19 protein-coding genes and 1 tRNA gene are annotated in these 22,694 nt (G+C 70.6%); 6 read left to right on the top strand and 14 right to left on the bottom strand.

The window, feature by feature from the left end; all coding sequences use genetic code 11:
- Positions 1–219 precede the first annotated feature (219 nt).
- Positions 220–1,365 (bottom strand): 4-hydroxyphenylpyruvate dioxygenase, encoded by a 1,146-nt coding sequence (hppD, locus tag AOK01_RS21000; RefSeq protein ID WP_055513939.1) that lies wholly within the window; start codon positions 1,363–1,365, stop codon positions 220–222.
- 122 nt (positions 1,366–1,487) lie between these two features.
- Between hppD and AOK01_RS20995 the strand changes: the two genes are divergently transcribed.
- From AOK01_RS20995 to AOK01_RS20975, 5 genes are all read left to right on the top strand, one after another.
- Entirely contained in the window at positions 1,488–1,970 is a 483-nt protein-coding gene (locus tag AOK01_RS20995) for an Lrp/AsnC family transcriptional regulator (protein ID WP_055513972.1), read from the top strand.
- A gap of 24 nt (positions 1,971–1,994) precedes the next feature.
- Positions 1,995–2,642, top strand: a complete 648-nt coding sequence (locus AOK01_RS20990; RefSeq protein ID WP_055513937.1) for an ABC transporter permease — start codon at positions 1,995–1,997, stop codon at positions 2,640–2,642.
- Positions 2,635–3,894, top strand: a complete 1,260-nt coding sequence (locus AOK01_RS20985) for a betaine/proline/choline family ABC transporter ATP-binding protein (RefSeq protein WP_079103609.1) — start codon at positions 2,635–2,637, stop codon at positions 3,892–3,894. Before AOK01_RS20990 ends, AOK01_RS20985 begins: the two co-directional genes overlap by 8 nt.
- A 95-nt stretch (positions 3,895–3,989) precedes the next feature.
- On the top strand, positions 3,990–4,742 hold the full coding sequence (locus AOK01_RS20980) for an ABC transporter permease (RefSeq protein ID WP_055513970.1): 753 nt from the start codon (positions 3,990–3,992) through the stop codon (positions 4,740–4,742).
- 122 nt (positions 4,743–4,864) lie between these two features.
- Positions 4,865–5,752 (top strand): glycine betaine ABC transporter substrate-binding protein, encoded by an 888-nt coding sequence (locus tag AOK01_RS20975; protein WP_342671053.1) that lies wholly within the window; start codon positions 4,865–4,867, stop codon positions 5,750–5,752.
- A 71-nt stretch (positions 5,753–5,823) separates the two neighbouring features.
- Here AOK01_RS20975 and AOK01_RS20970 read toward each other — a convergent pair whose 3' ends face one another.
- The 6 genes from AOK01_RS20970 to AOK01_RS20945 all read right to left on the bottom strand — a co-directional run bounded on the left by AOK01_RS20970 (position 5,824) and on the right by AOK01_RS20945 (position 11,934).
- Entirely contained in the window at positions 5,824–6,561 is a 738-nt protein-coding gene (locus AOK01_RS20970; RefSeq protein ID WP_245702334.1) for a S16 family serine protease, read from the bottom strand.
- 244 nt (positions 6,562–6,805) lie between these two features.
- Positions 6,806–7,453: an IclR family transcriptional regulator gene (locus tag AOK01_RS20965; RefSeq protein WP_055513935.1), complete on the bottom strand. Its 648-nt coding sequence runs from the start codon at positions 7,451–7,453 to the stop codon at positions 6,806–6,808.
- 445 nt (positions 7,454–7,898) lie between these two features.
- Entirely contained in the window at positions 7,899–9,710 is a 1,812-nt protein-coding gene (locus AOK01_RS20960; RefSeq protein WP_055513933.1) for a DEAD/DEAH box helicase, read from the bottom strand.
- A 147-nt stretch (positions 9,711–9,857) separates the two neighbouring features.
- Positions 9,858–10,226: a type II toxin-antitoxin system death-on-curing family toxin gene (locus AOK01_RS20955; protein WP_055513931.1), complete on the bottom strand. Its 369-nt coding sequence runs from the start codon at positions 10,224–10,226 to the stop codon at positions 9,858–9,860.
- Complete coding sequence (locus tag AOK01_RS20950; RefSeq protein ID WP_055513929.1) at positions 10,226–10,423, bottom strand: hypothetical protein; 198 nt, start codon at positions 10,421–10,423, stop codon at positions 10,226–10,228. Before AOK01_RS20950 ends, AOK01_RS20955 begins: the two co-directional genes overlap by 1 nt.
- Before the next feature lie 32 nt (positions 10,424–10,455).
- Positions 10,456–11,934, bottom strand: coding sequence for an MFS transporter (locus tag AOK01_RS20945; protein WP_055513927.1), 1,479 nt, complete (start codon positions 11,932–11,934; stop codon positions 10,456–10,458).
- A 239-nt stretch (positions 11,935–12,173) separates the two neighbouring features.
- On the opposite strand from AOK01_RS20945, the gene AOK01_RS20940 reads away from it, so the two are divergent.
- Positions 12,174–12,245: transfer RNA gene (locus tag AOK01_RS20940), tRNA-Cys, on the top strand.
- A 206-nt stretch (positions 12,246–12,451) separates the two neighbouring features.
- Here AOK01_RS20940 and AOK01_RS20935 read toward each other — a convergent pair.
- The 7 genes from AOK01_RS20935 to AOK01_RS20905 all read right to left on the bottom strand — a co-directional run bounded on the left by AOK01_RS20935 (position 12,452) and on the right by AOK01_RS20905 (position 22,641).
- A complete protein-coding gene (locus AOK01_RS20935; RefSeq protein ID WP_055513926.1) occupies positions 12,452–13,687 on the bottom strand; it encodes an SUKH-4 family immunity protein in 1,236 nt (411 codons plus the stop codon).
- A gap of 203 nt (positions 13,688–13,890) precedes the next feature.
- Positions 13,891–16,197 (bottom strand): xanthine dehydrogenase family protein molybdopterin-binding subunit, encoded by a 2,307-nt coding sequence (locus AOK01_RS20930; protein ID WP_055513924.1) that lies wholly within the window; start codon positions 16,195–16,197, stop codon positions 13,891–13,893.
- The gene (locus AOK01_RS20925) at positions 16,194–17,873 is read right to left on the bottom strand and encodes a (2Fe-2S)-binding protein (RefSeq protein ID WP_055513922.1); all 1,680 of its coding nucleotides are present in this window, start codon (positions 17,871–17,873) and stop codon (positions 16,194–16,196) included. The genes AOK01_RS20930 and AOK01_RS20925 overlap by 4 nt, the downstream gene beginning before the upstream one ends.
- Positions 17,870–18,763, bottom strand: a complete 894-nt coding sequence (locus AOK01_RS20920) for an FAD binding domain-containing protein (RefSeq protein WP_055513920.1) — start codon at positions 18,761–18,763, stop codon at positions 17,870–17,872. The genes AOK01_RS20925 and AOK01_RS20920 overlap by 4 nt, the downstream gene beginning before the upstream one ends.
- A gap of 278 nt (positions 18,764–19,041) precedes the next feature.
- Positions 19,042–20,766 (bottom strand): beta-N-acetylhexosaminidase, encoded by a 1,725-nt coding sequence (locus AOK01_RS20915; protein WP_079103608.1) that lies wholly within the window; start codon positions 20,764–20,766, stop codon positions 19,042–19,044.
- Position 20,767: 1 nt separating this feature from the next.
- Positions 20,768–21,652, bottom strand: coding sequence for a carbohydrate ABC transporter permease (locus AOK01_RS20910; RefSeq protein ID WP_055513962.1), 885 nt, complete (start codon positions 21,650–21,652; stop codon positions 20,768–20,770).
- Positions 21,653–21,714: 62 nt separating this feature from the next.
- The gene (locus tag AOK01_RS20905; RefSeq protein ID WP_055513960.1) at positions 21,715–22,641 is read right to left on the bottom strand and encodes a carbohydrate ABC transporter permease; all 927 of its coding nucleotides are present in this window, start codon (positions 22,639–22,641) and stop codon (positions 21,715–21,717) included.
- Positions 22,642–22,694 lie beyond the last annotated feature (53 nt).

Raw genomic sequence — 22,694 nt, 5'->3', positions numbered from 1 at the left:
GGTCGGGGCCGTGCCGGTACGTCGAGTCCGCCGCCTTCCGGGTGTACTGCCCCAAGGAGAACGGAGGCAGGTCGCTTGCAGGAGCCCTACGCGGCGGACTGCGACGTACCGGCACGGCCCGCTCCCGGCAGATGTGAACAGGCGCCCTCGCCCTCACCGCCGCCGCCCGTCCGGCGCGGGTTCCCGCCGTAGGCGCGGGTCCCGCGACGGAGGAGGTGCTCAGAGGTTGCCGCGGCGGTCCTGCTCTCGTTCGATCGCTTCGAAGAGGGCCTTGAAGTTGCCCTTGCCGAAGCCCATCGAGCCGTGGCGTTCGATCATCTCGAAGAAGACGGTCGGGCGGTCCTGGACCGGCTTGGTGAAGATCTGGAGCAGGTAGCCGTCCTCGTCGCGGTCGACCAGGATCTTCAGTTCGCGCAGGGTTTCGACGGGGACGCGGGTCTCGCCCGCCCACTCGCCGAGGGTGTCGTAGTAGGAGTCGGGGGTGTCCAGGAACTGGACGCCGGCGGCGCGCATGGCCCGTACCGAGGCGACGATGTCGTTCGTGTTGAGGGCGAGATGCTGGACGCCGGCGCCGCCGTAGAACTCCAGGTACTCGTCGATCTGGGACTTCTTCTTGGCGATGGCGGGCTCGTTGATCGGGAACTTGACCTTGAGCGTGCCGTCGGCGACGACCTTCGACATGAGGGCGCTGTACTCGGTGGCGATGTCGTCGCCCACGAACTCCTTCATGTTCGTGAAGCCCATGACCTTGTTGTAGAAGCCGACCCATTCGTTCATCCGGCCCAGTTCGACGTTGCCCACGCAGTGGTCGATGGCCTGGAAGGTGCGGTGGGCGGGGGGCTCGACGATCGGGGCGGCCGTCGTGTAGCCGGGGAGGTACGGGCCGTCGTAGCCCGTGCGCTCGACCAGGGTGTGGCGGGTCGTGCCGTAGGTGGCGATCGCGGCGAGGACGACCGTGCCGTGCTCGTCCTTCAGCTCGTACGGCTCGGTGACGGAGGTGGCGCCGTGTTCCACCGCGTACGCGTACGCGGCCCGCGCGTCCGGCACCTCGATGGCCAGGTCGACCACGCCGTCGCCGTGCTCGGCCACGTGCTCGGCGAGGAAGTGGCCCCAGGGGGTGGCGGCCTTGACGACCGAGGTGAACACGAACCGGGCCGAGCCGTTCTCCAGGACGTAGCTCGCGGTCTCGCGGCTGCCGTTCTCCGGCCCGCAGTACGCGACGAGCTGCATACCGAAGGCGGTGGAGTAGTAGTGCGCGGCCTGCTTGGCGTTGCCCACGGCGAAGACGACCGCGTCCATTCCCTTGACCGGGAAGGGGTCTGCCTGCCGCGCGGTGTCCGGGGTGTGGTGTGTGGTCTGCGTCATGTCCGCAGGTTCCCTCCGTTTCGCAGAGTGCGCAATCGATTGCGTATCTGCTGGGCAATCTGTTCAGTGGATAGTGGGTTCGGTCGGGCGTTGTGTGCAGGGTGACCAGGGTGGAGGTCCTTGTGGCGATCGATGGTTTGGACGGCCGGCTCATCGTGCTGCTCGCCGAGGAGCCGCGGATCGGCGTGCTGGAGATGTCCCGCCGGCTCGGTGTCGCACGCGGGACCGTGCAGGCCCGGCTGGACCGGCTTCAGTCGAATGGAGTCATCCGGGGGTTCGGGCCGCAGGTGGATCCGACGGCTCTCGGGTATCCCGTCACCGCTTTCGCGACCCTGCAGATCCGGCAGGGGCAAGGGGTCGATGTCCGGGCGCACTTGGCGACCGTGCCCGAGGTGCTGGAGCTGCACACGACCACGGGCGGCGGAGACATGCTGTGCCGGCTCGTGGCCCGGTCGAACGCCGATCTTCAGCGGGTGATCGACCGGGTTGTCGGTTTTGATGGCATTGTCCGGGCCTCCACGGCGATCGTCATGGAGAACCCCGTTCCGCTGCGGATCATCCCGCTGGTGGAGCAGGCGGCGAAGGACACGGGCAGAGGCGACTGAGGCGACCGAGTGGGGTGACAGCGGGTGAACTTCTGGGAGTACCTCGGCAGTCGCCATCAGCAGCTTCTCGCCGACGTCTACCAGCACGCCAGCGCCGTGTTCCAGTGCATGGTCGTCGCCACGGTTCTGGGGGTGGTGCTCGGCGTCGTCACCTACCGCAGCGGCTGGGCGGGGAACCTCGCCACGACCACGACGGCGACCCTGCTGACCATCCCCTCGCTCGCCATGATCGGTCTGCTGGTCCCGGTCGTGGGTCTCGGCGTTCCTCCCACGGTCATCGCGCTGATCCTGTACGGGCTGCTGCCGATCGTCCGCAACTCGATCGTCGGGCTGCGCGGGGTCGATCCGTCGCTGGTGGACGCGGCGACAGGCATCGGGATGTCGCGGCTCGCCCGGCTCCTGCGGGTCGAGCTGCCGCTCGCCTGGCCGCCGATCCTGACCGGCATCCGGGTCTCCACCCAGATGCTGATGGGCATCGCCGCCATCGCCGCCTACGCCTCCGGGCCCGGCCTCGGCAACGAGATCTTCCGCGGTATCGCCTCCCTGGGCAGCAAGAACGCGCTCAACCAGGTGCTCGCGGGCACGCTCGGGATCATCGTCCTCGCGTTGCTGTTCGACGCCGTGTACGTCCTCATCGGGCGACTGACCATCCCGAGGGGGATTCGTGTCTGAGACATCCGGGACGCCGTCCGAGCAGCCTCGGACGGTCGGGGACCGTAGTGCGGAGAGGGCCGCCACCGGTGCCACCATTCGGCTGGAGAGCCTGACCAAGCGGTATCCGGGAAGTTCCGATCCCGCGGTGGACAGCGTCGACATGGAGATCAACGCCGGCGAGCTCGTCGTCCTCGTGGGGCCCTCGGGGTGCGGGAAGTCCACCACCCTGAAGATGATCAACCGGCTGATCGAGCCCACCGGCGGACGGATCAGGATCGGTGGCGAGGACGTCACCCACATGGACCCCGTGAAGCTGCGCCGGAAGATCGGGTACGCCATCCAGTCCTCGGGGCTCTTCCCGCACATGACGGTCGCGCAGAACATCGGCCTCGTACCGAAGATGATCGGCTGGCCGAAGGCGCGGATCGCCGCTCGGATCGAGGAGATGCTGGATCTTGTCGGTCTCGACGCCGGTGAGTTCCGGGGCCGTTATCCGCGGCAGCTGTCGGGCGGTCAGCAGCAACGGGTGGGGGTGGCGCGGGCGTTGGCCGCCGATCCGCCCGTGCTTCTGATGGACGAGCCGTTCGGTGCCGTCGATCCCATCACGCGTGATCATTTGCAGGACGAGCTGATCCGGCTGCAGCACGAGTTGCACAAGACCATTGTCTTCGTCACGCACGACTTCGACGAGGCCATCAAGCTGGGCGACCGGATCGCCGTGCTGCGGGAGCGGTCGCACATCGCGCAGTTCGACACCCCGGAGGCCATCCTCACCAACCCCGCCGACGACTTCGTGTCCGGGTTCGTGGGCGCGGGGGCCGCGCTGAAGCGGCTGAACCTGACCCGCGTACGGGACGTGGAGATCACCGACTATCCGACGGTGACCGTCGACGACTCACTGCAGGAGATCGTCAGCAGGGTCCGGTCGAGCGGCACGAACGAGATCCTGCTGCTCGACCGGCAGGGGCGGCCCTACAAGTGGCTGCGGCGCGGGGACCTGATGCGGGCCCGGGGTTCGCTGGCCAGGGCGGGCACGCCGGTGCACGACACGGTGACCCGGGACGGGACGCTGCGGGACGCGCTGGAGGCCGTGCTCATCGACAACGCGGGGCGGGTCGTGGTGACCGGGCGGCGCGGGGAGTACACCGGCGTGGTGGACATGGCGACGCTGATGAACTCCGTGCAGGAGATGCTGGAGGCCGACCGGCTCGACGCGATGGAGCACCAGCACGATCTGGAGGGCGCGGCCGGCGGGGAGGGGGAGGCGTGAGGGCTCCCGAGAGTGGCCGCGGCGGCGCTTCCGGTCTGGGGGTGGAGGCCGGGCGGGAGGCCGCGATCGACGAGGGCCTTGCCGTGGCGGACGCCATGTCGCGGGCGGCCGGGCTCGGCTGGCGGAAGCTGACCTTCCTGCCCGCCGTGCTCGTCGTCGGGCTGCTCTGCACCTGGCTCTGGTTCCGGCATGCGGACCTGGACCCGCTCTCCGAGAACGCGCTCTCGAACGGCCAGGTGTGGAAGGCGCTGCGGCAGCACATCGAACTGACCGTGATCTCCACGTTCTTCGTGCTGGTCATCGCGATCCCGCTGGGCATCCTGCTGACGCGCGGGGCTTTTCGCAGGGCGGCACCGGTGGCGATGACCTTCGCCAACATGGGGCAGGCGACGCCCGCGATCGGTCTGCTGGCCCTGTTGGTGATCTGGCTGGGCATCGGCCGCAAAGCCGCGCTGATCGGCATCATCGCGTACGCCGTCCTGCCGGTCCTGTCGAACACGATCGCCGGGCTGAAGGCGAACGACCCGACGCTCCTGGAGGCCGCCCGGGGCATCGGCATGTCACCGCTGGGCGTACTGGGCCGGGTCGAACTCCCCCTCGCCGTACCGCTGATCCTCGCGGGAGTGCGTACCGCGCTCGTCCTGAACGTGGGCACGGCGACGCTCGCCACGTTCGGCGGGGGCGGCGGTCTCGGCGTACTGATCACGACCGGGATCACCAATCAGCGGATGCCGGTGCTGGTCCTCGGCTCGATCCTGACCGTCGCGCTGGCGCTGCTGGTCGACTGGCTGGCGTCGCTGGCCGAACTGCTGCTCAGCCCGCGCGGACTGGAGACGGGATCGGGATGATGAGACGGCGTACGGGGCGGCGTACGGGACGGGGTACGGCTCTGGCGGCCACGCGGGTCGTGTTGGTGGCGGGGGCTCTGCTGGCGGTGGTTCCCGGCTGTGGGCTGACCAGTGGTTCGCCCATGGTCGACGATGTGAAGCCGGGCTCGGTCGGGCGGGGGCAGCCGCTCAAGGGCGCCGATCTCACCGTGACGTCCAAGGAGTTCACCGAGCAGCTCGTCCTCGGCGCGATCATGGGCATCGCCTTCGAGGCGGCCGGCGCCGACGTCCTCGACCGCACGGGCATCCAGGGCTCCATCGGCGCCCGGGAGGCGGTCAAGAGCGGGGACGCGGACGCCATGTACGAGTACACGGGCACCGCCTGGATCACCTACCAGGGCAACAGCGACCCCATCCCGGAACCGGACAAGCAGTGGGAGGCCGTGCGTGCGGCCGACCTGAAGAACGGGCTGACCTGGCTGGCGCCGTCGGCGCTGAACAATACGTACGCGCTCGCCATGAACCGGTCCAACTTCAAGGAGTACGGCACGAAGACGCTGTCCGAGGTGGCCGCCCTCGCCACGTCGGACCCCGGTGCGGTCACGGTCTGTGTGGAGAGCGAGTTCGCCAACCGGGCGGACGGGATGCCGGGCATGGAGGAGGCGTACGGCATGAAACTGCCCGGCGGGAACATCACGCAGATGGACACCGGGATCATCTACACGCAGGTCGCCAAGGGGAGTTGCACGTACGGGGAGGTCTTCACCACCGACGGGCGCATCAAGTCCATGAACCTCGCGGTGATGGCCGACGACAAGAAGTTCTTCCCCAACTACAACGTGGCTCCCGAGATCAACTCCACAACCCTGAAGAAGTACCCGGCGATCGCCGCCATCCTGGCCCCGGTCACCGAGCGGCTGAACAACGACGTGGCCCAGGAACTGAACGCCAAGGTCGACGTCGACGGCCAGGACCCGCACGCGGTGGCACTGGACTGGATGAAGGCGGAGGGATTCGTGAAGGAGGGCTGAGCGGCCCTGGCGGGCAGCGGCCCTGGCAGGCAGCGGTCCTGGCGGGCAGTGGTTCCGGCCGACAGCGGTTCCTAACAGCCCGGGACGGAGCCCTGTCCCTTCTCCAGCGCCACCAGGGAGTTCACCGCGCCCTTGAGTGTCGTCACCGGGATGAGGCGGAGTCCCTTCGGCAGCTCCGTCTTCGCGTCGGCGCACTCCGCCCTCGGGACCAGGAAGACCGTGGCGCCGTCACGGCGGGCCGCCTTGGTCTTGAGGGCCACTCCCCCGACCGCGCCGACCTTCCCGTCGGCGTCGATCGTTCCCGTACCCGCGATGACCCGGCCGCCCGTGAGGTCGCCGCCGCTGCCGTCGCCGTCCAGTTTGTCGACGATGCCGAGGGAGAAGAGGAGCCCGGCGCTCGGACCGCCCACGTCGGCGAGCTTCAGGGTGACCCTGATGTCGTCCGGCTTCTCACCGAGGTGGCTCAGGGCCGCCTCGGTGGCGGCGTCCTGGGACTTCCTCATCTCCTCGGCGTTGTACTCCTCGATCTCCTCGACGCCGTCCCCCTTCGGGTAGACCGAGTCGCGCGGCATCACCGCACGGTCCGTACGGAACCAGCCGTCGAGCACGTCACCGAGGTCCACGTGCGCGTCCGGGCCCGTCGCCTCGATGGTCGTCATCCGCAGCTGCCCGCTCGTCCCGCGGACCTTCGTACCGGAGATCGTGATCACCGGGTCGCCCTTGTTCTCACCGAGGACGTCCGCCGTCATACCGGGCTGGGCCATCGAGAACGGCAACGGCGCGAACACCGCCGTGGCGAGCAGCGCCACGACGGGGAGGGCGCAGACGGCAACGGCCCGGGGCCGAGAGAGACGGGAGGGGCGAGACAGGTGAGAGAGGCGATAGGGCACGGGATCAATCTAACGCGAGGGCGAGGATGTGTAGCCTGGGGCCCCAGGGGGCGCCCCCTTGGGGGCAGCCCCCTTAGGGGCGCGGGGAACTGCGCGCCAAGCCCCCACCGCCCCGCGGACGGCACACGGCCCTCTGCCACGGGCCCCGCGCGGCAGCGCGACGTCAGCGAAGCGCGTCCGCCACCTCCCGCGCCGCGTCGACAACCCGCGGCCCCACCCGCTCCGGCACCGCGTCCGCGAGCATCACCACACCCACGCTGCCCTCCACCCCCGTCACACCGATCAGCGCGGCCGCCGCGCCACTCGCGCCGGCCTCCAGCTCGCCGTGCGTGAGGGTGAAGCCGAGCTCGTCCGCGGCCCCGCCCCCGGCCCGCGCGGCGAGGATCGCCTTTCCGGCGGCGCCCCGCTCCAGCGGATGCCGGAACCCGGCGCGGTAGGCCACGTGATAGTCGGTCCACGTCGGTTCGACCACGGCGACGGCGAGCGCCTCCGTGCCGTCGACCAGCGTGAGATGGGCGGTCGCGCCGATGTCCTCGGCCAGTGACCGCAGTGCGGGCAGCGCGGCCTCGCGGACCAGTGGATGCACCTGTCGGCCGAGCCGCAGCACGCCGAGCCCGACGCGGGCACGGCCGCCCAGGTCCCGGCGTACGAGGGCGTGCTGCTCCAGGGTGGCGAGCAACCGGTACACGACGGTCCGGTTGACTCCGAGTTTGTTGGACAGCTCGGTGACGGTCAGACCGTGGTCGGTGTCGGCGAGCAGCTTGAGGACACGCAGTCCCCGGTCGAGCGTCTGGGAGGTTTCCGCGGTCACGACGCCCACTCCTTAGTGGTGAGAGTCGGCAGCCCCCTACCGGCGGATGCGTCGCCGGTCCCATCGGCGACGCGCCTCAGAGGCCGCCGGTCGGCTGCGTCCCGGGCACTCCCGGGCGGCACCGGCTGCGCTCCGCGGCGGCGCTGCCACGGGGCGTGTGCGTAGCGGGGACAGTAGCGAGCTGGTTCGCTCAGCGGAAGGCTCCGTCCAGAATCCGGTCACCGGCAGGTACGGACCGCTCCCGGTTACCCGCGGTTTGATCCGTTTCTGGTCGGATTTGGGCGGCGAGCGGCGCGGACACTCGGCGTACATGGAACTTGAACGGAACGCACATGCGGGCGGGGGGCCGCGCGTAAGGCTGCGTGTACGGCCGCGTGCTCGGCCGGCGTCCTCGGCCGGCGTCCTCGGCCGCATGTACGGACGTACGCGGGTGGGCGTGCGGCTGTCACCGCATGCGGGTGGCCCACTCCTGGACCTTGGCGATCCGCTGGCGCAGTTGCCCGGCGGTCGCCTCCGCGCTCGGCGGGCCGCCGCACACGCGGCGCAGCTCGGTGTGGATCACACCGTGCGGCTTGCCGCTCTGGTGGACGTACGCGCCGACCATGGTGTTGAGCTGTTTCCTGAGCTCCAGCATCTCCTTGTGGGAGACCACGGGGCGGCGCTCGGCGGGCAGTTCGAGGAGGTCCGCCTCCTCGTCCGGCTTCTTGCGGCTGTGGGCGATCTGCCGGGCCTGCCGCTTCTGCAGCAGGAGTTGAACCTGGTCGGGTTCGAGGAGCCCGGGGATGCCGAGGTAGTCCTGCTCCTCCTCGCTTCCCGGGCGGGCCTGCATGCCGAACTCGGCGCCGTCGTAGAGGACCCGGTCGAAGACGGCCTCGGACTCCAGTGCCTCGAAGGAGAACTGCTCCTGTTCGCCGGTGTCCTCGTCCTGCTCCTTGTTCGCCTCCTCCATCTCCTTCTCGGACTCGGCGTACGGGTCCTCCTCGCCCTGCTTCTTGGGCTTGTCGAGGGCGTGGTCGCGCTCGACCTCCATCTCGTTGGCGAAGGTGAGGAGGTCGGGGACGGTCGGCAGGAAGACGGAGGCGGTCTCGCCGCGCCGCCGGGAGCGTACGAATCGGCCGACGGCCTGCGCGAAGAAGAGGGGGGTCGAGATGGTGGTCGCATACACGCCCACGGCGAGGCGGGGTACATCGACGCCCTCGGACACCATGCGGACGGCGACCATCCAGCGGTCGTCGCTCGCCGCGAAGTCGTCGATCCGGCTGGACGCGCCCGTGTCGTCGGAGAGGACGAGGGTGGCCTTGCTGCCGGTGATCTCCCGGATGAGCTTGGCGTAGGAGCGGGCCGAGTCCTGGTCGGAGGCGATGACGAGGGCGCCGGCGTCCGGAATGCCCTTGCGCACCTCGGTCAGCCGCCGGTCGGCGGCGCGCAGCACGCTGGGCATCCACTCGCCGCGCGGGTCGAGAGCCGTGCGCCAGGCCTGGCTGACGGCGTCCTTGGTCATCGGCTCGCCGAGCCGGGCGGCGATCTCGTCCCCCGCCTTCGTACGCCACCGCATGTTGCCGCTGTAGGAGAGGAAGATGACGGGCCGCACGACGTGGTCGGCCAGCGCGTTCCCGTAGCCGTACGTGTAGTCGGCGGCGGAGCGGCGGATTCCGTCCCTGCCCTCCTCGTACGCGACGAAGGGGATGGGGTTCGTGTCGGAGCGGAACGGCGTACCGGTGAGGGCGAGCCGGCGGGTGGCGGGCTCGAAGGCCTCCAGGCACGCCTCGCCCCAGGACTTGGAGTCACCGGCGTGGTGGATCTCGTCGAGGATGACGAGGGTCTTGCGCTGCTCGGCGCGGTTGCGGTGCAGCATGGGCCGCACGCCGACGCCGGCGTAGGTCACGGCGACGCCGTGGTACTCCTTGCTGAGCGGACCCGCGCTGTACTCGGGATCCAGCTTGATGCCCACCCGCGCGGCCGCGTCCGCCCACTGCTTCTTCAGATGCTCGGTCGGCGCGACCACGGTCACCTGCTGGACGACATGGTGGTGCAGCAGCCATGAGGCGAGCGTCAGCGCGAAGGTCGTCTTGCCGGCCCCGGGGGTGGCGACGGCGAGGAAGTCACGCGGCTGCTCCTGGAGGTACCTCTCCATCGCCCCCTGCTGCCAGGCTCGCAGCTTGTTGGCGGTGCCCCAGGGGGCCCGTCCGGGAAACGCGGGCGACAGGTGGTGCGAGGTGGCGGCGCTGGCGGCGGCACTGGCGGCGGTGGTAGTCACGGTCTCCGTGGGGTGGTCGAGCGGTTCGGCTGACAGCGGCTGTGTATGACAACCGGGCCACCCTACCGGCGGCTCGACCACGTCAACGTGCGGACGACGCGGGGCACCCTTGGATGGGACTCAGGTCACAGAGACCGCACCGTTGCCTCAGCGCGCGAAGCGCGGCAGCCGTGTCGCGATCTTCGGCACGTCCAAGGCGCCCTGGCAGACGTCGAGTACGAAGGTCTCGGCCTCGTCCACGTCGAAGTCCGCGTCCAGCGGGTGTCCGTTCATGTGCAGGAAGACCCAGGTCGCGTACCAGGCGATGCGCTTGTTGCCGTCCACGAGGGCGTGGTTCCGGGCGAGCGACTCCATCAGGGCCGCCGCCTTCTCCCAGACGTCCGGATAGGCGTCCTGTCCGAACACGCTCGACTGCGGCCGGACCAACGCCGAGTCCAGGAGCCCGTAGTCGCGGACCTCGTCCGCCCCGAGCCGCTTCGCGAGGTTCAGCACCTCGGGCAGCGTGAGGTAGTGCATCAGGCGAGCCTCCGGTTCAGCTCGGCACTCGCCTTCAGGACGTGCTCGGCCGCTTCGTTGAACAGCCTCGAATGCTCGTTTATGGCCGAGATCACGGCGTCGTGGGCGAAGGCCTGCATGCTGCGCCCCTCCGCTCCCGCACGCTCGCGCAACGCGTCGAGCTCTTCGTCCGTAAACCGCAGGTTCAATCCAGACATAAGGCAACGGTACTACGCGGTACCACCTGGTGTCACTTTGTATCGGCCCGCAGCCGCGTAGTCACCCACGCCCCCGCCAGCGCCACCCCCGCCATCGGCAGGAACACCGCCACGAAGGCGGCCGGGTGACCGCCGGAGGCCTGGGTGGCCGTGTGCGTGACCGTGCCGCCGCCCAGCGCCGCGAAGGCCGCGCCGCCCGCGGCGAGGAGCAGGACGTTGGCGAGGCCGTCGGACATCTGGAGGGCGGCGGAGTTGTTGCCGGCCTGGCCGGGGGCGGAGAGCTTGAGGAGCAGAACGCTGGTGGAGGAGATCACCAGGCCCATGCCGAAGCAGCCGAACGCCCAGGCCACCGCCACCGTCCACACCGGCACCCCGTCGATCAGCACGCTCGGCGCGGCGGCTATGGAGGCCGCGGTCAGCACCATGCCCAGCATCATCAGGCGCTCCCGGTACGGCTCCACGCGCGCCCTGGCCTGCACGAAGGAGCCCAGCGCCCAGGTGCCGCCGCCGGCCGCCAGCGAGAACCCGGCCAGCGTCGGCGACAGCCCCCGCTCGGTGACCAGCATCAGCGGCACGAACGACTCGGCCGCGATGAAGGACCCGGCGGCCACTCCGCGCAGCAGCACCACGGAGGGCAGCCCGCGTGCCGCCAGGTAGGTCCCTCGCGGCAGCAGCCCGAGCACCGCCGGTATGAGCAGGGCCACGCCGACCACGCCCGGGATCACGGACAGCCACCGCAGGTCCTGAGCGGCGTACTGGAGCAGACCGGCGCCCCCGGAGATGGCGAGGGCCAGCCGGATGCGCCGGCGGTCGAAGGGCGCGGCGACGGTGCCTTCCTCCGGCCCGGAGGCCCGCCTGCGTATCTGCGGCAGGGCGAGCGCCAGGGGCAGGACGACCAGCACGGGTACGCCGACGAAGACCCAGCGCCAGCCGAGGTGTTCGGTCACCGCGCCGGAGGCGAGGGGGCCGACGACGGACGGGACCACCCAGCTCGCCGCGAACGCCGCCATGATCGACGGCCGCAGCCGTTCCGCATAGGCCCGCCCCACGACCACGTACAGCGCGACGATCACCAGGCCGCCGCCGAGCCCCTGCACGGCCCGGCCGAGGATGAACAGCCACATGGTCCCGGCCGTCCCGGACAGCAGCAGCCCCGCCGCGAAGGCGCCTATCCCCACGGTGAGCGACCCGAGCGGTCCTGCCCGGTCGGACCACTGCCCGGCCAGCACCATGCCGAACAGGCTCGTCGTGAAGTACCCGGAAAACGCGAACGCGTAGAGCGAGACCCCGTCGAGCTCCCGCGCTGCCACCGGCATGGCCGTCCCGACAGCCGTCGCCTCGAAGGCGATCAGCAGCACGACGGAAACGATCCCGATGCTCAGCGCCCGATGGGAACGACTGAGGACACCGTCCGGAACGAGTGTTTCGGCCGAGACGGTTGAGGCGGCTGAGACGGCTGAGGCGGTCGGGGTGGCGGCGACGCCGGTGTCGCCCGGTTCCAGGGAGGTCATGCTCGCCAGCGTAAGGGGCAACACTGACGTTGACCCCTGTCGAGAGACGGACCTCGACCAAGACCTTGGTCGTACGACCAAGGGACACCGATGGACTCCGACGGACACCTCCCCTGCCCTCGGGCGCCCTTTGTGAACGCCGTATGGCAGTCCCGTTGCAGCACCGGCGGATCCCTTGGCACCGCCCCACCCGGCGCCTACGGTCGACACATCGAGTCCAGAACATCGGACTCAAGCTTGGCCGTGTGCCCGAGTGGCTTAGGGACTCGCCTGCAAAGCGAGGCACGTGGGTTCAATTCCCGCCACGGCCTCAACTGGCCTGACCAGGCAAGAGGGAAGGGTGGCATCCCGTGAAGGGTGCCGCCCTTTCGGCCGTCCGTTTCCGTTCTCGTCTCAGTTCCGGCCCGTTCCTGCAGCCTTCAGCCTTCCGGCGGGAGGCCTGGCACGAGGGGGCGGCCCAGCCGCAGCAGGCCGCTGAAGTGGCGGCGTGGGCACTGCCCTTCGGGACAGGCACCCCTCAGAGCACCCCTCCCGCCTCGTCCTGGAACATCTCCGTCCAGTAGTGCCACTCGTCCCCTGAAGTGGAGCCAGTGGGATCGATCGTCGCCAGGGTCTGCGTCATCGTCGTCGCCAGTTGGTCGTAGGCCTCGGCGGTCAGCTCGTGGGACAGGGACTCGTCGATCGTTCTCTCGCGGTGGAGCAGCCACAGGGTGAAGGCCAGTGTGGAGACGTCCGTGTTCAGGGCGTACAGCGTGGCGTCGGGCTCGCTCCAGTCGAGGATCGCGCCCGTCACTCCGTCGACGACCAGGCTGTTGTCCTCGGCGAGATGGCCGAGGCGTATCAAGTGGTCGGCGCCGTCGGGGAGTTGGTCGGCCGTGAGGACATCGGGGCGCTCGTCCTCGTAGTACTCGGCCAGGGTCGGCAGCGGCACGTCCGTGTCCAACTGGAACAGGCGGCCGTCCTCGGGCAGGCCCGTCTCCCGCAGGAAGCGGCGGGTCGGCTCGTGTGCGAGCGCCGCTGGGAAGTCGACGTCCTCGAAGCGCATGACACGACCAAGCCCGAATTCCTGGTCCAGCAGGCGGCCCGGCAGGTCGAGCGTCAGCTCCGAGTCGGCCGACGGGCCCGCGACAAGGGCCAGCGGGCGGATCAGCGCGGCCATCTTCCAGAACGGCGGGACCTCGCCGTCGACGCCCTCCTCGAAGAGCGTGAGCAGTTGCCGCGACATCGCCGTGACGGCCTTCGGCCCGAAACGGCCCTCGTAGGACGCGAACCGGCCGCGCCTGGCTGCCATCTCGTCCGTCGCCGCCACGAAGTCCGTGAGCGTCCGGAGCGAGGGCGCGAGCGGCAGGCGGTCCATCAGGTCGGGGCGGTCGTGGAGGACGTACGTGGTGGACACCTCGCCCGTCGCTCCGTCGAGCAGAACCGACTCCGACTCCGACTCCGTCTCCGCGCCTGCGGCGTCCCGCAGCGCGCCGATCACCAACTGGTCGCGCAGGTCCGCCGGGAGACGGGCCGGGTCTCCGACCGACTCCGCGACCGTCCGCAGCCTCCACAGCCCGTCCTCGCACAGTGCCGCGAAGGTCAACAGGCCGCTGTCGGCCGGTAGTCCGGGTCCCGTCAGCCACCGTCGCGTCGGCGCGTGCGTGACGTACGGGTCCAGCGCGTCCTCGGGCAGCGTGATCGTGTCGACAGCGATAGCGATGTCGGTGCTGGTATCTGTGTTGGTATCGGTGCCGGTGTCCGTCGTGCTCATCGTTCCCCCGCGCCTCGTTGTTCGCAGTCCCCCGGCAGAACCGGGCCGGGCGGCAACGCACACAACAACATCCGGAGCAGATGCAAACGGCCCGCCGCCCAGCGGTCCTCCCCCACTGCCCAGAACACTATCGGGCACCACTGACAACGCCCCGGGACCGCCGTGACCAGGAGGATCTCAGCCGTGAACTCTCGCGGGCCTCGTCACTGTGTCGCCGTCACCACGGCCGCCTGCGGCCTTATCGGCAGCCGGTTCACCGGGCGCCCCGTGGCCGCCCGTACCGCCGACGCGACCGCGGCGGGGGACGTGACGACCGGTACCGCGCTGACGGCCTTGGCTCCGAAGGGCGCGACCACGTCGCGCTCCTCGACGAGCTTGACGATGCGGATGTCGGGCGTGTCGAGGGCGGTCGGCAGCGAGTACCCGGTGAGGTCGGGGTGGCGGACAAGACCGCGCGCGGTGCGCAGGTTCTCCGTGAGCGCGGCGCCGATGCCCTGCGTGACCCCGGCCTCGATACGGGCGGTGAGCTGCGCGGGGTTCAGCACGCGGCCGACGTCCTGGGCGAGTGCCAGTTCCACCACGCGCACCGAGCCGAGCTCGATGTCCACGTCCACCACCGCGCGGATCGCGCAGAAGGCGAGGCCCACGAAGGCGTCGCCCTGGCCCGCGCCGTCCAGCGGCTCGGTGGGGTGCGGACGGCACTGCGCGGTCGCCCACAGCTCCTTGCCGTCCATCGCCTCGGTGACGGTCGTCGACAGCACGCCGTCGTACGAGGTGATCTTGCCGTCGGTGATCTGGAGCAGCTCGGTGGACATCCCGAACTTGTGCGCCAGGGGCTGCAGCAGCTGTGTACGGACCATCTTGGCGGCCCGTTCGACGGCGCCACCCGACACCCAGGTGTGGCGGCCGCGGCTGCCGGGTCCCGCGGGCGGCTGATCGGTGTCCACGGAGGCCACGTGGACCTCTTCGATGCCGAGCGTCTCCTGGACGATCTGCCGGGCCAGCGTGGTGAAGCCCTGTCCGGTCTCCACGGCCGCGCAGAGGACCGTCGCGATGCCGTCGTGGACCTTCACGGTGGCCGTCGAGACCTCGTCCGTGCCCTCGGCGCCGAGCATGTGGACCATGCCCAGGGCGTAGCCGACGCCGCGCCGCACGGCGCCGGGTTCGCCGGCGCCCTCGGGGCCGCCCGGGAGCAGCCACTCGTCCTCGGGGGTGTCCTTCGGGAGGGCGGGCAGCGGGAAGTCCTGGACGGCCTGCAGCAGTTCGGCCACGGGGGCCGGGCAGGTGACCGTCTGGCCGGTCGGGAGCACGTCCCCCGTGGCCAGTACGTTGCGCAGGCGCAGCTCGGCCGGGTCGACGCCGAGCTTCTTCGCCAGCTTGTCCATCTGGGCCTCGTAGGCGGCGCACACCTGCATGGCGCCCTCGCCGCGTACGTGTCCGGAGGGCGGGTTGTTGGTGCGTACGGCCCAGCCCTCGATGAAGGCGTTCGGGACGACGTACGGGCCGCAGGCGAAGGAGACGGCGGCGGCGAGGGCCTCCGAGGAGGTGTCCGCGTACGCGCCCGCGTCGAGGAGGATCTGTGCCTCGACCTTCACCAGGTTTCCCTCGGCGTCCGCGTGGTGGCGGTAGCGCAGGAGCGTGGGGTGCCGGTGGACGTGTCCGAGGAAGGATTCTTCACGCGTCGCGGTGAGCTTGACCGGGCAACCGGTCTTGAGGGCGAGCAGCCCCAGGGGAAGCTGGAAGCCCTGGTCCTCGCGGTCGGCGGTGGCGCCGGGCACTCCGGTGACGACGACCTTCACGCGGTCCGGTTCGAGGCCGAAGCAGGCGGCTGCCGTGTCCCGGTCGGTGTGCGGGTCGGTGGACGCCACGTAGAGCTCGACCCCGCCGTCGGGGCGGGGCACGGCGAGGCCGGCCTCCGCGCCGATCGGGGCCGGGTCCTGGCGGCCGATGCGGTACAGGCCCTCGACGACGATGTCACCGGCCGCTTCCGGGTCGCCGTGGCGCAGCGGGATGTGGCGGATCAGGTTACCGTCGGGGTGCAGGGGTTCCGCCTCGAAGGCCTGCTCCGGGTCGGTCACCGGGTCGAGGATCTCGTACTCGACGATGACGGCGGCGGCGGCCATCCGCGCGGTGTCGGGGTGGTCGGCGGCGACCGCCGCGATGGGCTCGCCGTGGTGGCGTACGACCTCGGAGGCGAACACCGGGCGGTCGGGCCTGCCCCGGCCGAGGAGCGCGGTCCCGGGGACGTCCTCGTGGGTGATGACGGCCCGTACGCCGGGCATCTCGCGCGCGTGGGTGGTGTCGACGGACAGGATGCGCGCGTGCGGGTGCGGTGATCTCAGGACGGCAGCCCACAGGAGGCCTTCGGCCCACAGGTCCGCCGCGTACGGGAAAGTGCCCTCTGTCTTGGCGCGGGCCTCCGCGGACGGCAGGGACACGCCGAGACCGTGCGGCGGCTCCGGCGCGGTGCCGGGCTCCGCTGTGGTCGCGGTGGCGGTGTCGTTGCTCACGCCTGGCCTCCGTCCTGGCCGTACGGCTGCTCATGGGGCGGGTGGGGCTGGTGAGGCGGGTGGGGCTGGTGTGGCTCGAACGCGGACGGGTTGACGCCGCCCGCTCCGGGGCCCGCCTGGTGCGGGATACGGGGCTCTTCGCCGTCCGCCGCGCTCTCCGCGGCGGCGTGGGCGTCGCGCTCGGCCACGACGTCGCGGACGGCGTTCAGGACGCCCCGGTAGCCGGAACAGCGGCACAGGTTGCCGCTCAGTGCCTGGCGGGTTTCCAGTTCGGTCGGCGCGGGGTTGCCCTCAAGGAGGTCGTGCATGGTCATGGCCATGCCCGGGATGCAGAAGCCGCACTGCACGGCACCGCACTTGGCGAGCGCCCGCTGGACGTCCGAGGGCTGGCCGTCGGTGGCGAGGCCCTCGACGGTGCGTACCTCGCTCCCGGCGGCGGTCACGGAGGGTACGAGGCAGGAGGCCACGAGCCGTCCGTCCACCTGCACGTTGCAGGCGCCGCACTCGCCCTGCGAGCAGCCGTCCTTGGCGCCCGCGAGGCCGAGCCGTTCGCGCAGGACGTAGAGCAGGGATTCGCCGATCCAGGCGTCGGTCACGGGCCGTTCGACGCCGTTCACCCGCAGGGCGTACGAGGCCAGGGGGTGGTCGTTGTGCGGCGGGACACCCTCGGAGTCGCCGGCCTCGGCCTCCTCGGCGGCGGCGTCGGTGTCCGCGGCGCCCGAAGTCTCCGGAGTGTCCGAAGCGCCGGACGGCTCCTCGTGGTCGTGGCGGGGCGCGACGACTTCGGCCGGTTCCTCGTGCTGTGTTTCGTGCTGTGTTTCGTTCTGTGTCGAGTGCTGGTTTTCGTGCTCTACGGAGACGGCGATTTCGTCGGCGTGCTCTCCGGAGACGTCGATGATCTCGGCGGCGCCGTGCTCGGCGGGCGCCGGCCGGTCCTCGACGGGCGGCTGGGCCCATGGCTCGTTGGCCCAGGGTGCGGCAGCCCCGCCCGGCAGCGTGGCGGGCGGGCTCCCGCCCCACTGCTCGACCAGCGCCGACGTGGTGAATTCACCGGACTCGTCCGGCAGATCACCGTCGGCGACCGGAATGGACCACTGCCCGGCCTGGCCTGCCTGCCCGGCCTGGCCGGTCCGACCGGCTTGCCCCGCGTGTCCGATCGCGTCCTGCTGTCCGGGACCGCCCGGGCCGCCCTGTGGGGGCTGGTCGAAGGTCCACTGGCCGGTGGCCCGGGGGTCGTACGCGAAGGAGTCCTGGGCGGGCTGCCGGTGCTCTTCGGGCAGGGCGTTCGGGTCGGGCCACCGCACGGCATGCTGCTGGCCGGCCTGCTGCTGATCGGCCTGCTGCTGATCGGCCTGCTGCTGGCCGATCTGTTGCCGGTCGGCCGTCTCGGGCGGCAGGGCCCAGGAGTCGGTGGACGCCGGGTGGTCGGGCTGCGCGCCCGTGCCGGGCGCGGACGTTATCGGCGGCGGTACGTAGCCGTGGCCGGGCGCGGCGAGCGGCGAGTCCGCGAGGAGGGCGTCGATGCCGCCTTCGGGGAGCTTGACGAAGGCGGTGGCGCCGTCGTCGTAGTCGCCCTGGGGCAGCGGGTCCCAGCGGCTGCCCGCCCGGGGCGCGCCCTCTCCCTGCTGGTCTCCGTACTGGTCGTCGTGCTGATCCCCGTACTGGTCGTCGGTCACGACAGTGCCCTCCCCAAAGCTCGTCGGGCCAGCGCGGCGACGGTCCGCCGCAGGTGCAGTACGGCGGGCGGCAGCGACGGTACGGAGCCGTCCTCCTCGGGGGCCGGATCGGGGATGCAGGCCGCGGCGACGTACTCACCGAAGGCGGCCAGCGCCTCGGGCACGATCGCGCGGTTGTTGTCCCAGTCGATGAGCGAGGCGACCCACTGCTCGGCTTCCAGGGGCCTGAGCGGCATCGGCGCTATGGCGCCCACGGCGCACCGCACCCCGCGCCGGGCGGGGTCCAGGACGAGCGACACGGACGCGAGGGCGCGTCCGGGGCCGGTCCGTCCGGTCGCCTTCAGGAAGACCTGCGGCGCGTGCAGCAGCGGCACGCGCACGTACCCGATGAGTTCGCCGCCGCGGAGCATCTCCACGCCCGCGAGCAGGTGCGAGACGGGGATCTCCCGGCGGGCGCCGCCCGGGCCCGCGACGATGAGGGTCGCCTCCAGCGCGGCCAGCACGGGAAGCGCGTCCCCGGTGGGGGACGCCGAGGCGATGTTGCCGCCCAGGGTGCCCGCGTTGCGGATCTGCGGCGGTCCCGCGGCTCGCGCGGCGGCGGCGAGGGCGGGGATGAGCGCGGCGAAGTCGGGGCGCCCCATGCGGGCGTGGGTGAGGCCCGCGCCGAGGAGCGCGTGGCCGTCCTGGTACTGCCAGCCGCGGATCTCGCTGATCCGGCCGAGGCCGACGAGTGCGGCGGGCCTCAGCTGCCCGGAGTTGACGGCGGCCATCAGATCCGTACCGCCGGCCACGGGAACGGCGGCGGGCATGGCGGCGAGTGCCGCCACGGCCTCGTCCAGCGAGGCGGGCAGCGTCACGGCCTGCGCCGCCTGCGGTGCGTGCGTGGTCAAACCGGCTGCCCCTTCCCGCTGCCCCACCTGGTCCCACCTGTGTTGCCGTACGGTACGTGCTGACAGGGCGGACGTGGCAACTCTGGCACATCTTCCCCGTTCCCCGACGCGGGGGTCCGCTAGGAGGCATTCCTACCCACCATCAGTAGATGGTCCGTTTTCGCACCACATCGCCGGTCAGCGCGAATTGGCGGTTTTCGTCGCCTCTTGGGCACCTTTCTCCTCAGGAGCCACCGTCCCAGGGCAACCACATCGGGCGACACCCTCCGGGAGGTGTCTCACACGTTCGGGGGCTCTCCCTCGATCGGGCGTCCGAGCACGCCGGGGCGCCGCTGCCACGGCAACGGGCCCGCGGGCGGCCGGTAGGCGACCCCCAGGGCGTCAAGTCGCGGGTAGTGGGCGGTCATCCGCCGTTCGAAGTCCGCGAAGTCGCGTTCCGCGGGTGCGGGCAGGGCGCTCCAGGCGACCTCCGCGAAGGCCACGAGCCGCGGAAAGGCCTGGTAGTCCAGGCGCGCCCGGTCCTCCATCACCTCGGTCCACAGGTTGGCCTGGGTGCCCAGCACGTGCCGCGCCTGACCGGGAGTCAACTCGGCGGGTACGGGCTCGAAGCGGTAGACGTCCTCCAGGGTGCGCACGAAGCCGATGGGCACCGGCTCGTTGGGTCCTTCGGCCTGCCGGTGGTCCAGGTACACCTGCTGCTCGGGGCACATGACGACGTCGTGGCCCGCACGCGCGGCCGCGATGCCGCCCCGGTAGCCGCGCCACGAGGAGACGGCGGCGCCCGGCGCGAGCCCGCCCTCCAGGATCTCGTCCCAGCCGATCAGCCGGCGCCCTCGCGCGGTCAGCCAGTCGTCGAAGTGGCGGATGAACCAGGACTGCAGCTCGTCCTCGTCCTTGAGGCCCAGTTCGGCGATCCGTGCCTGTGCGGCGGGGGACGCCTTCCACTGGTCCTTGGGGCACTCGTCGCCGCCGACGTGGATGAACTCCGAGGGGAACAGGTCGAGCAGTTCCTCGAAGACGCCCTCGTAGAAGCGAAGGGCGTTGTCAGTGGGGGCGAGTACGTTTTTGGAGACGCCCCAGGTGTCCCAGACGGAGAGGGAGAGCGTGTCGACGACATCGGTGTTGCCGAGTTCCGGATATGCGGCGATGGCGGCCTGCGAGTGCCCCGGGATGTCGATTTCGGGGACGACGGAGATATGCCGCTCGGCGGCGTACGCGACGATCTCGCGGATGTCGTCCTGGGTGTAGAAGCCCCCGTGCGGCTTCTCCTCCCAGTCGGGCGAGGCGCGATGGCCGAATTTCGTGCGCGCCCGCCATGATCCGGTCTCCGTGAGCTTCGGATACCGCTCGATCTCGATTCGCCAGCCCTGGTCGTCCGTGAGGTGGAAGTGGAAGACGTTCAGCTTGTGCGCGGCCATCAGGTCGAGGTGGCGCAGGACGCCGTCCTTCGGTGTGAAGTGCCGCGCGACATCGAGCATGCAGCCGCGCCAGCCGAAGCGCGGGGCGTCCTCGACGGTCCGCTGCGGGACGACGTGGGTGACGCCGGGTCGGACGGGAGCACGCCTGAAGGCTTCCGGGCCGATGAGCTGACGCAGTGTCTGGGCGCCCCAGAACACTCCTGCGGAGGTCCCGCCCCGGATCTCGATGCCCCGTTCCGCGTCGACGTCGAGTACGTACGCCTCCGGTCCGAGGCCCTCGCCGAGGCTCTCGTCGATGCGCAACCGCACGGTGTGCGCGGCGTCACCGGCGTGCTGGTCCGCCGGCGGCAGGGAGAGTCCCAGGGCGGCGCCGAGGGTGAGGCGCAGCCAGCGTTCGGTGGTGCCTGTTCCGGGGCCGGCCCACAGGGTGGTGCGCGCGTCGAGCGGGACGCCGGGGCGGGTGGACCCACGCACCGAGCGGGGCGCCGGAATCACACCGGGCGAGGTCGGGCCGTTGGTCGTCACGTCGTCGTTCGTCGTCACGTCGTCGTTGGTCGTCGGACGGTTGGGCGTCGTGTCGCTCATGTCAGTCCTTCACCGCGCCGCCGAGTCCGGAGACCAGGCGCCGCTGTACGAGTACGAAGAAGATCAGCACCGGAATCGTCATCACCGTGGACCCCGCCATCACGCCGCCCCAGTCCGGCTCGTCGGGCTTGAAGAAGACGAGGAGGGCCATCGGCAGGGTGGACTGCGAGGTGTCGCTGATGATGAAGGACTTGGCGAACAGGAAGTCGTTCCAGGCGGAGATGAAGGAGAACACGCTGGTCGCGACGAGCCCCGGAAAGACCAGCGGGAAAAGGATCTGCCACAGGAACCGCCTCCTGCTCGCCCCGTCGATATAGGCGGCCTCCTCCAGCGCCTCGGGGACGGCCTTCACGAAGCCCCGCAGCATCCAGATCGCGAAGGGCAGCGAGAAGGCGATGTGCGGCAGGATCAGCGAGCCCAGTGTGTTGAGCTGGCCGAAGTCCCGCATCTGGAAGAAGAGGGGGATCGTCAGGGCCTCGACGGGCACCATCTGCGCGACCAGGAACATGATCAGCAGGGTGGTCCGGAACCGGAAGCGGAATCGGGTCACGGCGGTCGCCGCGAGAAACGCGATGAGCGCCGAGACGACGACCACGGTGACCGCCACGACAAGGCTGTTGAGGAAGTAACGGCCGAATTCCTGCTGCCCGAAGACGCGCCGGAAGGAATCGAGGTTCGGGGACAGCGTCCAGGGCCGCGGCTCGGACGACTCGATCTCCCCGGCCGGTTTGAAGGCGCTGAGCACCATCCAGTAGAGGGGAAATGCGACAACCGCCGCGATCAACAGCGCCGAGACCTCCGCGGCCAGCCGCCACGGCCGTCGCACGGAACGGCGTACGAAAGCACGTACAAATCCCGTGGGCCGTACGGAACTTGGGGACTGAATCCTTGTCGGCGAACTCGCCGGCGAACTCGTCGCCGTCTCGGAATGCGCCGGCGTCACGGAACTCACAGCTCTTCCCCCTGCCTTCGCAGCAGCCTCAGATATACGAGCGTGACCGCCAGGAGCATCAGCAGCATCACCACTCCGATCGCCGACCCGAGGCCGTACTGGGAGGACGCGAAGGCCTTTTGATAGGCGTACACGTTCAGGACGAGGTTCTGGCCTGCGATGCCGCCGCCGTTGGTCATGACGTAGATCTGCGTGAAGACCTTGAAGTCCCAGATGACCGACTGGATGGTGACGACCACGAGGATCGGGCGGAGCATCGGCGCAAGCACCGAGCGCCAGATCCGCCACTGCGAGGCGCCGTCGAGGGACGCGGCCTCCAGGACCTCGGTGGGCACGGCGCGGATACCGGCGTAGACCGTGACCATCACGAACGGGAAGGAGCACCAGACCACTTCGAGCAGGACGAGCGCGAAGGCGCTGTAGCGGCCGTACGTCCAGGAGTGGTCGCCGAGTCCCAGGACGCGGTTGACCGGCCCGAAGTCGGGGTCGAACAGGAGCAGCCACACCGTCGACCCGGTGACCGCCGGGGTCGCCCAGGCGCCGAGCGCGGCCAGCATCAGGGCGAGCCGCGGTACGGCGCGGACACGTGTCAGGAGGACGGCCAGCGCGCAGCCGAGCGCCAGGGTCGAGACGACGCACGCCGCCGCGAACACGACGGTGGCCAGCAGCACCTGCCAGAACTGCTCGTCCTTGAAGAGCGTCGCGTAGTTCCCGAAGCCCTGGAAGGTCGTCGGCTCCCCGCCGCTGACCTGGGCCTGCGTGTACTCCAGGAACGAGATCAGCCCGAGCTGGTAGACGGGGTAGACGAGCAGTCCGCCGAGGACCACGAGAGCGGGGGCGAGATAGAGCCAGGGTGTCCAGCCGCCGCGGGCGAGCGGTGACTTGCGCCCCACGCCCGCACCGCGGCCCGGGCCACGACCCAGGCCACGACCCGCACCACGGCTTACACCGCTGCCCACGCCGGAGCCCGGCCGGG

Source organism: Streptomyces aurantiacus (assembly GCF_001418335.1).
Lineage (GTDB): Bacteria > Actinomycetota > Actinomycetes > Streptomycetales > Streptomycetaceae > Streptomyces > Streptomyces aurantiacus.
This window is presented reverse-complemented; position numbering and strand designations above follow the sequence as displayed.

What these genes read in the sequence shown, in the direction of transcription:
- hppD (WP_055513939.1), bottom strand. Translation starts at nt 1,365, where the DNA reads ATGACGCAGACCACACACCACACCCCGGACACCGCGCGGCAGGCAGAC.
- AOK01_RS20980 (WP_055513970.1), top strand. Translation starts at nt 3,990, where the DNA reads ATGTCGCGGGCGGCCGGGCTCGGCTGGCGGAAGCTGACCTTCCTGCCC.
- AOK01_RS20975 (WP_342671053.1), top strand. Translation starts at nt 4,865, where the DNA reads ATGGTCGACGATGTGAAGCCGGGCTCGGTCGGGCGGGGGCAGCCGCTC.
- AOK01_RS20955 (WP_055513931.1), bottom strand. Translation starts at nt 10,226, where the DNA reads ATGCACTACCTCACGCTGCCCGAGGTGCTGAACCTCGCGAAGCGGCTC.
- AOK01_RS20950 (WP_055513929.1), bottom strand. Translation starts at nt 10,423, where the DNA reads ATGTCTGGATTGAACCTGCGGTTTACGGACGAAGAGCTCGACGCGTTG.
- AOK01_RS20945 (WP_055513927.1), bottom strand. Translation starts at nt 11,934, where the DNA reads ATGACCTCCCTGGAACCGGGCGACACCGGCGTCGCCGCCACCCCGACC.
- AOK01_RS20935 (WP_055513926.1), bottom strand. Translation starts at nt 13,687, where the DNA reads ATGAGCACGACGGACACCGGCACCGATACCAACACAGATACCAGCACC.
- AOK01_RS20915 (WP_079103608.1), bottom strand. Translation starts at nt 20,766, where the DNA reads ATGAGCGACACGACGCCCAACCGTCCGACGACCAACGACGACGTGACG.